Annotated in this window: 11 protein-coding genes and 1 tRNA gene; 11 read left to right on the forward strand and 1 reads right to left on the reverse strand. The window is 72.1% G+C overall.

The genetic code is table 11. The annotated features are described in order from the left end of the window. Window position 1: 1 nt before the first annotated feature. Window positions 2-1114, reverse strand: a complete 1113-nt coding sequence (locus CR162_RS07675; RefSeq protein ID WP_099094943.1) for a polyamine ABC transporter substrate-binding protein — start codon at window positions 1112-1114, stop codon at window positions 2-4. A 309-nt stretch (window positions 1115-1423) separates the two neighbouring features. On the opposite strand from CR162_RS07675, the gene CR162_RS07680 reads away from it, so the two are divergent. From CR162_RS07680 to infA, 11 genes are all read left to right on the forward strand, one after another. Next, entirely contained in the window at window positions 1424-2077 is a 654-nt protein-coding gene (locus CR162_RS07680; protein WP_099094944.1) for a hypothetical protein, read from the forward strand. A gap of 45 nt (window positions 2078-2122) precedes the next feature. Then, window positions 2123-4576, forward strand: a complete 2454-nt coding sequence (locus CR162_RS22620; RefSeq protein WP_218014846.1) for a glycosyl hydrolase family 28-related protein — start codon at window positions 2123-2125, stop codon at window positions 4574-4576. Beyond that, a complete protein-coding gene (locus CR162_RS07690) occupies window positions 4576-5832 on the forward strand; it encodes a hypothetical protein (protein ID WP_099094945.1) in 1257 nt (418 codons plus the stop codon). The genes CR162_RS22620 and CR162_RS07690 overlap by 1 nt, the downstream gene beginning before the upstream one ends. A gap of 42 nt (window positions 5833-5874) precedes the next feature. Beyond that, window positions 5875-6246 carry a phage tail fiber protein gene (locus CR162_RS07695; RefSeq protein ID WP_099094946.1) on the forward strand — a complete coding sequence of 124 codons (372 nt, stop codon included), beginning with the start codon at window positions 5875-5877 and terminating at the stop codon, window positions 6244-6246. Window positions 6247-6273: 27 nt separating this feature from the next. After that, window positions 6274-6465, forward strand: a complete 192-nt coding sequence (locus CR162_RS07700; protein WP_099094947.1) for a hypothetical protein — start codon at window positions 6274-6276, stop codon at window positions 6463-6465. A 156-nt stretch (window positions 6466-6621) separates the two neighbouring features. Next, a tRNA-Thr gene (locus CR162_RS07705) sits at window positions 6622-6696 on the forward strand. 342 nt (window positions 6697-7038) lie between these two features. Continuing rightward, complete coding sequence (gene dcd, locus CR162_RS07710) at window positions 7039-7593, forward strand: dCTP deaminase (RefSeq protein ID WP_099094948.1); 555 nt, start codon at window positions 7039-7041, stop codon at window positions 7591-7593. Window positions 7594-7613: 20 nt separating this feature from the next. Beyond that, entirely contained in the window at window positions 7614-8873 is a 1260-nt protein-coding gene (gene murA / locus CR162_RS07715) for a UDP-N-acetylglucosamine 1-carboxyvinyltransferase (RefSeq protein WP_099094949.1), read from the forward strand. 36 nt (window positions 8874-8909) lie between these two features. Then, complete coding sequence (gene hisG, locus CR162_RS07720) at window positions 8910-9626, forward strand: ATP phosphoribosyltransferase (protein WP_099094950.1); 717 nt, start codon at window positions 8910-8912, stop codon at window positions 9624-9626. Further along, window positions 9623-10918: a histidinol dehydrogenase gene (gene hisD / locus CR162_RS07725; protein ID WP_099094951.1), complete on the forward strand. Its 1296-nt coding sequence runs from the start codon at window positions 9623-9625 to the stop codon at window positions 10916-10918. Before hisG ends, hisD begins: the two co-directional genes overlap by 4 nt. A 183-nt stretch (window positions 10919-11101) precedes the next feature. After that, window positions 11102-11262 (forward strand): translation initiation factor IF-1 (gene infA, locus CR162_RS07730; protein WP_099094972.1); only part of this gene is annotated, 161 nt, incomplete at its 3' end.

Raw genomic sequence — 11262 nt, forward strand, 5'->3', positions numbered from 1 at the left:
GTCAGCGGCCGGCCTTGAAGCGGCTCCAGCTGCGGCTTCGCGCCCGCTCCGCCGCCGGCGTCAGCGGCGTCAGGGTGAAGGTGCGCGCCAGCATCTCGGGGGAGAGGTAGACATTGGGGTCGTTGCGCACGGCCGGGTCCACCATCGGGCGCGCCTCCGGCACCCCGTTCGGGTAGCGGACATGGTTGGTGATGCCCGCCATCACCGCCGGCTGCAGCAGGAAGTCGATGAAGCGGTGCGCCGCCTCCGGATTCGGGGCATCGGCCGGGATGGCCAGCATGTCGAACCAGAGCTGCGCGCCCTCCTTCGGCGCCACATAGCCGATCTCGACGCCGCGCTTCGCCTCGCGCGCACGGGCCTGTGCCTGGATGACGTCGCCCGAATAGGTCATCGCCACGCAGTATTCCCCATTGGCCAGGGCATCGAGGATGTTGCCGCTCGCGGTGATGGCGCGCACATGCGGGCGGATGGCGGTCAGCGCATCCTCGGCCGCGCGCAGGTCCTGCGGCTCGGTGCTGCTGGGGTTGCGGCCCAGCCACTTCAGCAGGGTGGGCAGCACGTCGGTGGCGGAATCCATCACCGCGATGCCGCAGCGCGCCAGGCGCCGCGCATTCTCGGGCTTCATCAGCAGGTCGAGGCTGTCGGTCGGCGCGTCGGGCAGCAGCTCGCGCACGCGGTCGGCGCGGATGCCGAGGCCCACCGTGCCGTAGAGATAGATGGCGCCGAAGCGGTTGCCGGGGTCGCTGCTCTCCACCTGCCGCAGCAGCGCGGGATCCTGCTTGCCCCAGTTCGGGATCTTCGCGCGGTCCAGCGGCTTCAGCGCGCCGGCCCGCGCAAGGCGGGAGAAGGTGGGCTCGCTGGTCGGCACGATGATGTCGTAGCCCGAGCGCCCGGCGGAAAGCTTGCCCTCCAGCGTCTCCAGGCTGTCGAACACGTCGTAGCGGACGCGGATGCCGGTCTCCTTCTGGAACTGCGCCACGGCATACGGGTCGATGTAGTCCGACCAGTTGTAGACGTTCAGCACCGCCTCCGGCTGCTGCGCGCCGGCATGGCCGGCGGCGAACAGGCCCAGCAGGGCGGCGAAGGCGGCGGTGGCGATCCGGCGTCGGGGCATCGAGCGGTCCCTGCGGCAATGGGGAGGGGGAGATCGCAGGTTAGTTGCACGCCGCCCAAGGGTCCACGGGCAGCGGCGCAGAAGACAACATTGGGAATATTTTCTTGACAAATACCCAATCAATCCTTTAAATCCTAGCCATCAACGGGTGAACTGCGCCTGGCGCACACGCCCGCCCCTCCCCGAACGATCCGGGCCTCCCCGCCCCCTCCTCTGCACCGGCCGCCTGCGCGCCGGCCCTTCGCCATGCGCCGGGGCCCGTGCGCGGGCCGGAGACGCACGCCTTCCGCGACCCATCAGGAGACGCGCATGCCGTTCGACCCCCGCGGCCTGTCCTCGCTCGCCAGCACGGACAGCTTCACCCTCTGGCTCTACGTCACCACCGACACCCGCGCTGGCGTGCTGGCGCCGGGCTACTTCGCCGCCGCCGCCACCCGCCTGCAGCCCGGCCATGTGGTGGTGCTGCAATCGGCGGATTCGCTCACCTTCCTGCCGGTGCGCAGCAGCGCGGGCGTGGGGAACGGGCTGGTGCTGGACGCCTCCGCCCCGCCGCTGCGGCTGGGCGGGAACGCGGCGCTGGGCTTCGAGTTCTCGCTCGGCCCGGTGGCGGCGGTGACGCGCAGCGTCTCGCTCGATCCGGTGCCGACGGGTCTCTACATCGGCCGCAGCTTCACCATCGGCGCGCGCGTGAGCGGCCCGGTGGCGAGCCTCACCTTCAGCATCCTCGATGCCGCCGGCGCGGTGATCGCCGGCCCCGCCACGGTGGCCGTGGCCTCGGGCGGCGCCTCGGCCAGCTTCACCGCGCCCGCGCCGGGCTCGGGCTACCGCATCCGCGTGCAGGACACGAACGAGCCGCTGGCGGCGCAGACCTCCGCCTCCTTCGTCGTCACCGAGCCGTTCGCGCTGCTGACCGAGGCGGGCGCCAGCCTCACCGCCGCCGATGGCGGCGAGCTGCTGCTCTGACCACGCGCCCTCCCCTTTCTTCCGCTCGCAAGGATCATTGCTTCCATGTCCGACAAGAAGATCTCGGAGCTGCCGGCGGCCGCCACGCTGGCCGATGACGACGTGGCGCCGGTGGTGCAGGGCAGCCTGGCGCTGGCAGAGACGCGGCGCGCCACGGTGCGGCAGCTGCGCGCCGGCATCATGGCGGAGCGCGAGTTGCATGTGCGCGACCACGGGGCGGTGGGCGACGGCGTGACCGACGACACGGCGGCCATCCAGGCGGCGATCGACGCGGCCGCGGCGCAGGGCGGCGGCACCGTGCTGATCGGCCCCCGCCGCTACCTGATCGGCGCCGCCGACCTGATCCTCAAGGACGGCGTGTTCCTGCGCGGCCGCCCCGGCACCGGCGGCTGGCGGATGAATGGCGACTACAGCGGCGTGCGCCACGCGCTGATCGTCGATCCGGCGCGCACGGTGCGGGTGCGCCGCAATGCCGGGCTGGACGGCATCGCCCTGCTGCGCCGCGGCCTCGGCCGCCCCACCACGCTGCGCGAGGGGCTGGACGAGGCCGCGGCCTTCGCCGGCACCGCCGTGACGGTGGGCGATGGCAGCGGCGCCGGCGGCACCGCGAACGGCGCCGACAGCCAGCTCTCGCGGCTGCTGATCCTCGGCTTCAACTGGGGCATCCACAGCGACGGCAATGCGCGCGTGCGCATCGAGCACGTGCTGGGCGACTGCACCAACGGGCTCTACCTCGCGCGCTCCTTCGACGTCTCGCGCATCAGCGAGGTGAACTGGCACCCGCTCGTCACCACCTCGCGCAGCTGGTCGAACACCCGCATCCTCATCACCAATGTCGCCAGCAACGGCGCCGGCCTCTTCCGCGTCACCATGGCCGCGCCGCACAGCCTGGTGAGCGGCGAGATCATCAACATCGCCGAGATGCGCAGCTCGGGCGCGCCGGCCTGCCACGGCCGCTGGCAGGTGAACGTGGTGAACGGCACCACCGTGGACCTGGTGGGCAGCAGCTACGCCGCCGGCTGGACCTCGGGCGGCGCCGTCTACATCAGCCCGAACCGCCGCCTCGGCAGCGGCTTCGTCGTCAACGACGTGGACATGGCCACCTTCGACAACTGCTTCGAGTTCGGCCACGAGATCGGCTTCGACATCCAGGACGCCACGCATTCCTGCAGCTTCTTCAACAGCGGCACGGATGGCTGGGTGGACGCGGCGGACCCCGCCACCATCGGCGTGCGCATCGGCGGCACGGCGCTGCGCTGCAAGTGGGTGGGCGGCTTCCTGTCCTCCAAAGGCTGCTCGGTGCAGGTCAACGCCACCGGCAACGAGCAGCACGAGATGATCGGCGTCAACATCACCGGCGGCGCGCGCCGCATCGCCGAGGTGCTGTCCGGCCAGCTCTCCCTGGTCGGCTGCGACTTCACGGGCGCGCCGGGCACCAGCAACGTCACCATCAGCGCCATCCATCTCGGCGCCGGCGCCGGCAGCCTCATCGTCTCAGGCTGCGACACCAGCGCCGTCACCTTCACCGCCGACAGCGCCGCGGCCATGCAGCGCCTGCAGCTGCTGGGCAACCGCCTGGGCGGGGCCGGCGCCACCGTCCAGCGCATCGCCGCCGGGCGGGTGGAGCTCGCCTCCGTCTCCAGCGGCGCCGCGATCGAGACGCGCCTGTCGATGGACACGGATGGCGCGGTGAACCTGCACCGCCGCGGCAGCGGGCTGGGCGGCCAGCTCCGCATGTTCAACGGCGGCAACACGCCCTATGCCAGCTTCACGGTCGCCGGGGCGGATTGCGTGTTCGCCGGCGAGGCGGACAACCCCAATGCGGGCTTCACCTTCGGCGGCAGCGGCATGACGGCGGCCCAGACGGTGCGCCTGCGCCGCCTTTCCGCCGCGCCCGCCGCCAATGACCGCATCGGCGTGCTGGAAAGCAGCGGCAACAACAGCGCCGGCACCGAGCAGGTCTTCGCCCGCGTGGCGACGGTGGCGGAGGCCGTGGCCAGCGGCTCGGAAGCGGGCGCGGTGGTGGTGGAGACGCGCCAGGGTGGCAGCGTGGCCGAGCGCTTCCGCATCAGCGCCAACGGCACGGTGACGCTGACCGGCCCGCTGGTGCTGCCAGCCAACCCGACGGCCAACCTGCACGCCGCGACGCGCCAGTATGTGGACACGCAGTTCACCAGCCGGCGGCTGACGACGCTGGCGCTCGCCGGCGCCACCGCGCTCACCCACGCGGCGCACAATGCCCGGGTGCTGATCGCCAACCCCGGCACCACCCTCTCGCTGAGCTGGACCGGCATGGGCGATGGCTTCTCCTGCACCGTGGTCAACCGCACGGGCGCGGACCTGGCGCTGGCCCTGTCAGGCTTCACCAGCAACACGGCGCCCACCAACAGCGACGGCTTCACCAAGGTGCGCGCGGGCGGCGTGGCGACGCTGATGACCTACTCGCCCGATGGCGGAACGACGCGGATCTGCCACCTGGTGGGGTCGGGGGCGCCTTGATGATCGCATCGCCCGGGCTCATCGGGTTGCCTGGCGCGGGCGTCCCGCTGCGCGCGCTGGGGGCGGAGCACACGGGGCGCGTCCTTGTCGGCCGCATGGGGGATGCCATGGCGCAGGACGCCTCCGGCGCCTGGTGGCCCGCCCCGCCCCACATGGCGCGGTTCACCGGCACGGGCCGGCGGTTGCTGGTGGAGGCGGCGCGCCGCAACGCCATCCGCAACCCACGCGGCGAGGGAGCACGCACCGGAGCCTGGACCTCGCGCCTGCCCCACAACTGGAACATCCTCGGCTCCACCACCCTGAGCATCAAGATCCTGGGCGGCGGAACCGAGGACGGCATCCCCTTTGTCGATGTCCGCCTCTCCGGCACCAACGGCAGTTCCGCTTCATGGGCCCTGTGCTTCGAGAGAAGCGAGACGGTGGCAGCCTCCATGAACGAGGTCTGGACCGGCTCGGTGTTCTGCCGGGTGTTGGCAGGCAGCGTCGCCAGCTTCACGACCCTGGGTGTCACGGTCCGATACCGCAATGAAAATGGCGGGGCCCTGATCAGCAGCCTCGCCCCCTTGCGCAGCGGCCCTTCGCTGGCACAGAGCCGCACCGCATCGAATGCCACGGCACCCTCCGGCACCGCCTTCGTCGTGCCCGGGCTGGAGTTCCGGGCGCCCTCCGGCGCCGCTCTCGACGTGACGCTGCGCATCGGCGCTCCGCAGCTGGAGCCGGGGCATGCCATGAGCTCTCCCGTCCTTCCGCCAGCGGGGCTCCTGGTTTCTGGCAGCCGCGCGGCGGATGTGCCGGTCTGGACACCGCCGGGCGGGTTCGGCACGGCGGGAACCCTGGTGCTCGAGGCCATGCTGCCGAACCTCGCCCTGTTCGGCACCAGCCAGGGCCTGGCGCAGCTCGATGACGGAACCGACGCCAACCGCCTGGTGGTGCGCAACACCTCGGGCGGCGCGGAGGTGTTCGGCGTGGCGGAAAGCGGCGGCGCCACCCTCGCCGCGTTGTCCGGCGGCAGCATGACGCCCGGCACGCCGTTCCGCGCCGCCCTCGCCTGGGCTCCGGACGGGCTGGCCTTCTGCATGGCCGGCAGGCCGGTGCAGAGCGCCGCCGTCTCCGTGCCCCCCGGCCTGTCACGCCTGCTGGTCGGCCATGCCTCCACCGCGCTGAACCGCGCGGCCAATGGCGAGCTCGGCTCGATCGACTACCGCCCGCAGCGCCTCCCCGACGCCATGCTGCGGGCGCTGACGGCGGCCGCCTGAGGCCGCGCCACATTCTCCACCCCTCGCAAGGATCGCACGCCCATGCCGACCCTGACCGACTATGCCCGCAACATGCTGGCCCGCGCCCTGTGCGGCCGGGCGCCCGCGCTGCCCACCATCGTCTATGCCGCGCTCGGCACCGGCGCGGGCGCGGGCGGCCTGACCGGCGAGCCGGCCGGCAACGGCTATGCCCGCCAGCGCATCGTCTTCACCGGCACCGGCGCGCAGCGCAACACCGAGGCGCTGCGCTTCGTCTTCACCGGCGCCGCCGGCAGCCTGACCCATCTGGGCATCTATGACGCGGCCAGCGGCGGCAATGCCCTGGCCTGCGGCCTCCTGGCGCAAACCGCCAGCGTGACCGGGCCGGGCACGGTAACCATCGCCGCCGAGGCGCTCACCCTGAACGGCATCTGATCCTCCCCCTTTTCCCGGAGCTTCTCCATGACCGATTGGATCCGCCTGCAGATCAGCCAGCCCAGCACCTGGCGCGGCCTGTTCCTGCTGCTCGCCGCCGGCTTCGGCATCACCGTCTCGGCCGAGCTGCAGGCGGCGCTGCCGCACCTCGCCATCGCCGCACTCGGCGTGTGGGAGGCGGTGCGCAAGGGCCGCGGCTTCGGCGAGCCCGGCGCCTGAGGCGGAGGCCGAGGCGCCTCCCTTCCGCCTCCGGCATGGGGGCGGGAGGGGGCCGCGGCCACAGGTCGCCGGCCTGTTTTACCGCCCGCGGCACAAAAAAGGGGTTGCGCCGCCCCGGCCGCGCCCGTAGAGAGCGCCTCGCTTCCACGGCGGCATGCTGCTGTAGCTCAGTGGTAGAGCACTCCCTTGGTAAGGGAGAGGTCGAGAGTTCAATCCTCTCTAGCAGCACCACCCCTCTCCCTCCGGGGAGCCCGCCCTCCTTGAGCCTCCTTCCGCAATTCCCCGCGCGGCCCGCCCGATGAGCAAGCCTCCTCCGCCCAGCGACCGGAACAGCGATCGCGAGGCCCGGCTGGCCGCCGCCCTTCGCGAGAACCTGCGCCGCCGCAAGGCGCAAAGCCGCGCCCGCGCCGGGGCGGAGCCCTCCGGAGAGCCCGCCTCCCCGCCCCCCACGCCCGCCGAACCACCGCGCCGGGACTGAGCGCCGGCCGCCGCCCGCCTTTCCCCGTGTTGCCCGCCAGGGCGCGCTGCGCTATCGGGGCCCGCCCTGCCGCGCCGAAGGACGTTCACCACGCCATGTCCATCATGCCCGATCACTGGATCCGCCGCATGGCGGCCGAACACGGCATGATCGAGCCCTTCGTCGAGAGCCAGCGGCGCGAGGGGGTGATCTCCTTCGGCCTGTCCTCCTATGGCTACGACGCCCGGGTGGCGGACGAGTTCAAGGTCTTCACCAACGTCGACAACGCGCTGGTGGACCCGAAGAAGTTCGCCGATGACAGCTTCGTCACCCGCCGCGGCCCGACCTGCATCATCCCGCCCAACTCCTTCGCCCTGGCCCACACGGTCGAGTATTTCCGCATCCCGCGCGACGTGCTGGTGATCTGCCTGGGCAAGAGCACCTATGCCCGCTGCGGCCTGATCGTGAACGTCACGCCGCTCGAGCCGGAATGGGAGGGGCAGGTGACCATCGAGATCTCCAACACCACCCCGCTGCCGGCCCGCATCTACGCCAATGAGGGCATCTGCCAGTTCCTGTTCCTGCAGGGCGCGGGCGCGCCGGAAGTGTCTTATGCCGATCGCAAGGGCAAATACATGGGCCAGCGCGGCGTCGCGCTGCCCCGGCTGTAAGGCCGTAAGGGAGTAAGGCGATGGACCGCATCCGCATTCGCGGTGGCCGCCGGCTGGAAGGGCGCATCGCCATTGGCGGCGCCAAGAACGCCGCCCTGCCGCTGATGGCGACCTCGCTCCTCACCCATGAGGCGGTGGTGCTGACCAACGCCCCCGCGCTGGCCGACGTCGCCACCATGGGCCACCTCATCGCCCAGCACGGGCTGCGGGTGGAGCAAGACACCGAAGCCCGCCGCATCCTGCTGGAGGGCGAGGCCCGCCAGTTCGAGGCGCCCTACGACCTGGTGCGCAAGATGCGCGCCTCCATCCTGGTGCTCGGGCCGCTGCTGGCGCGCCACGGCCAGGCCCGCGTCTCGCTGCCCGGCGGCTGCGCCATCGGCACCCGGCCCGTCGATCTCCACCTCAAGGGGCTGGAGCAGATGGGCGCCGCGATCGACCTCGCGGCGGGCTATATCGACGCCCGGGTGGAGGGCCGCCTCAAGGGCGCCCGCATCCTCTTCCCCCAGGTCTCGGTGGGCGCCACCGAGAACCTGCTGATGGCGGCGACGCTCGCCGAGGGCACAACCCAGCTCGTCAACGCCGCGCGCGAGCCGGAGATCACCGACCTCGCCAACTGCCTCATCTCCATGGGCGCCCGCATCGAGGGGGTGGGGAGCGACCGGCTGACCATCGAGGGGGTGGAGAGCCTGTCCGGCACCACCCACGCCATCCTGCCCGACCGCATCGAGGCCGGCACCTTCGCCTGCGCCGGCGCCATCACCGGCGGCGAGGTGCTGCTGGAGGGGATGACGCTGGAGCTGTTCGGCGCCTGCACCCGCTCGCTGCGCGAGGCGGGGGTGGAGATGATCCAGGAGGCGGACGGCGTCCGTGCCCGGCGCCTCAACGGGCTGCACGGCGTCGACGTGATGACCGAGCCCTTCCCCGGCTTCGCCACCGACATGCAGGCCCAGTTCATGGCGCTGATGGCGGTGGCCGAGGGCGCCTCGATGATCACCGAGACGATCTTCGAGAACCGCTTCATGCATGTGCCGGAGCTGACCCGGATGGGGGCGCGGATCAACGCGCACGGCTCCTCGGCCATCGTGCGCGGCGTGGCCAGGCTGTCCGGCGCGCCGGTGATGGCCACCGACCTGCGCGCCTCCGTCTCCCTGATCATTGCCGGCCTCGCCGCCGAGGGGGAGACCACCGTGAACCGCGTCTACCACCTCGACCGCGGCTATGAGCGGGTGGAGCGGAAGCTGGCCGCCGTCGGCGCCGACATCGAACGTATTCAAGGCTGACATGGCTTTGCCGCTTTTCCGATGATACAACCCGCCATGGACCAGCCCATCGCCAACCCGACCACGGCAGCCGCCGACGATGCGGCGCCCCTCGTCCTGGCCCTGCCCAAGGGGCGCATCCTCAAGGAGCTGGGCCCGCTGCTGGCCCGCACCGGCATCGTGCCGGCCGAGGACTTCCATGCCGAATCCAGCCGCCGCCTGCGCTTCGAGACCAACCATCCGGGGCTCGACGTGGTGCGGGTGCGCTCCTTCGACGTGGCCACCTTCGTCGCCTTCGGCGCCGCCCAGATCGGCATCTGCGGCGCCGACGTGCTGATGGAGTTCGACTACCCCGAGATCTACGCGCCGCTCGACCTCGGCATCGGCCGCTGCCGCGTCTCGGTGGCCGAGCCGCTGGAAAGCGCCGGGCAGCACGCGCTGGGCCGCGAATCCCGCCTCGCCGTCGCCACCAAGTACCCGAACGTCGCCCGCCGCCACTTCGCCGCCCGCGGCATCCAGGCCGAGGTGGTGCACCTGAACGGCGCCATGGAGCTGGCCCCCTCCCTGGGCCTGTCCCGCCTCATCGTCGACCTGGTGCAGACCGGCTCCACCCTGAAGGCCAACGGGCTGGTGGAGACGGAGGTGATCGCCCAGGTGACCTCCCGCCTGATCGTCAACCGCACCGCGCTCAAGACGCAGCCCGAGGCGATCGGCGCCTGGCTGGCGCGCTTCCGCGCCGCCCTGGCCGAGACCGGAACCGAGTCCGCCGCATGATCCGCCTTTCCACCGCCGAGCCCGGCTTCGAGGGCAAGTTCCAGGCCCTGCTGGACCAGGCGCGCGACACCACCGCCAAGGTGGATGCCGCCGTGGCCGCCCTGATCGCCGAGGTGCGCGCGGGCGGGGACAACGCCCTGCTCGACATCACCGCCCGCTTCGACCGCTGGACGCCCGGCAGCGCCGCCGCGCTGCGCGTGACGGAGGCCGAGATCGAGGCCGCCCGCGCCGCCTGCGCCCCTGGCCTGCTGGACGCGCTGGACCTCGCCGCCACCCGCATCGAGCGCTTCCACCAGGCGCAGTTGCCGCGCGACGTGGAGCTGGCGGACCCGCTCGGCCTCACCCTCGGCCTGCGCTGGGGGCCGCTGGACGCGGTGGGGATCTATGTGCCCGGCGGCAAGGCGGCCTACCCCTCCTCCGTGCTGATGAACGCCATCCCCGCCCGGGTGGCGGGCGTGCCGCGCATCGCCATGTGCGTCCCCACCCCCGATGGCGCGCTGAACCCGCTGGTGCTGGCCGCGGCCCACCGCGCCGGCGTCAGCGAGATCTTCCGGCTGGGCGGCGCCCAGGCGGTGGCCGCCATGGCCTGGGGCACCGCCAGCATCGCGCCGGTGGACCGCGTGGTGGGCCCCGGCAACGCCTATGTGGCCGAGGCCAAGCGGCAGGTCTTCGGCCGGGTCGGCATCGATTCCATCGCCGGCCCTTCCGAGGTGGTGGTGCTGGCGGATGCCTCGCAGAACCCGGCGCTGATCGCCATCGATCTGCTGGCCCAGGCCGAGCACGACGAGAGCGCCCAGGCCATCCTCATCACCACCAGCGGGCAGATGGCCAACGCCGTCGAGCACGCGGTGGAGGAGGCGCTGAAGACCCTGCCGCGCGCCGCCATCGCCGGGGAAAGCTGGTGCCGCCACGGCGCCATCATCGTGGTGCGGGACTGGGAGGAGGGCGCCGCGCTCACCGACCGCCTGGCGCCCGAGCACCTGGAGGTGATGGTGGCCGAGCCGCAGGCGCTGTTCGCCCGCATCCGCCATGCCGGCGCCGCCTTCCTGGGCGGCCACTGCCCCGAGGCGCTGGGCGACTACGTGGCGGGGCCGAACCATGTGCTGCCCACCGGCCGCACGGCGCGCTTCGCTTCCGGCCTGTCGGTGTTCGACTTCCTCAAGCGCACCACCTGGATCGCCGCCGAGCGGCGCGGGCTGGAGGCGATCGGCCCCGCCGCCGTGGCGCTGGCCGGGGCGGAGGGCCTGGACGCCCATGCCCGCAGCGTCTCGATGCGGCTGGGGCAGGGCTGAGCCCCCGTCCCTGCCGCCACCTTTCCGCGCCGTCCTTGAAGGTTGAAGAATTCGCCTCCCGGCGCCATTTCCATGCCGTACCGAGCGGCCGGCGCCCTGCCCGCTTCCGCAGCCTGTGCTTGACCAGCCGGGCGCGGGCGATCATGGTCCGCCCCGCCTGCCACCACCCCCGAAAGAGGCCTGATGTCAAAAGAAGATATGATCGAGTTCAGCGGCCAGGTCGTTGAACTTCTGCCCAACGCGATGTTCCGCGTGAAGCTCGACAACGAGCACATGGTCCTGGCCCATACCAGCGGCAAGATGCGCAAGAACCGCATCCGCGTCCTGGCCGGGGACCGCGTCAA

Origin of the sequence: Teichococcus rhizosphaerae (genome assembly GCF_002631185.1) — a bacterium.
GTDB classification, from domain to species: Bacteria; Pseudomonadota; Alphaproteobacteria; order Acetobacterales; family Acetobacteraceae; genus Pseudoroseomonas; species Pseudoroseomonas rhizosphaerae.

Excerpts from the sequence above, each read along its gene's own strand:
- hisG (WP_099094950.1), top strand. The coding sequence starts at position 8,910 with ATGGACCAGCCCATCGCCAACCCGACCACGGCAGCCGCCGACGATGCG.
- CR162_RS07690 (WP_099094945.1), top strand. The coding sequence starts at position 4,576 with ATGATCGCATCGCCCGGGCTCATCGGGTTGCCTGGCGCGGGCGTCCCG.
- murA (WP_099094949.1), top strand. The coding sequence starts at position 7,614 with ATGGACCGCATCCGCATTCGCGGTGGCCGCCGGCTGGAAGGGCGCATC.
- CR162_RS07695 (WP_099094946.1), top strand. The coding sequence starts at position 5,875 with ATGCCGACCCTGACCGACTATGCCCGCAACATGCTGGCCCGCGCCCTG.
- dcd (WP_099094948.1), top strand. The coding sequence starts at position 7,039 with ATGTCCATCATGCCCGATCACTGGATCCGCCGCATGGCGGCCGAACAC.
- CR162_RS07680 (WP_099094944.1), top strand. The coding sequence starts at position 1,424 with ATGCCGTTCGACCCCCGCGGCCTGTCCTCGCTCGCCAGCACGGACAGC.
- CR162_RS07675 (WP_099094943.1), bottom strand. The coding sequence starts at position 1,114 with ATGCCCCGACGCCGGATCGCCACCGCCGCCTTCGCCGCCCTGCTGGGC.
- CR162_RS07700 (WP_099094947.1), top strand. The coding sequence starts at position 6,274 with ATGACCGATTGGATCCGCCTGCAGATCAGCCAGCCCAGCACCTGGCGC.
- CR162_RS22620 (WP_218014846.1), top strand. The coding sequence starts at position 2,123 with ATGTCCGACAAGAAGATCTCGGAGCTGCCGGCGGCCGCCACGCTGGCC.
- hisD (WP_099094951.1), top strand. The coding sequence starts at position 9,623 with ATGATCCGCCTTTCCACCGCCGAGCCCGGCTTCGAGGGCAAGTTCCAG.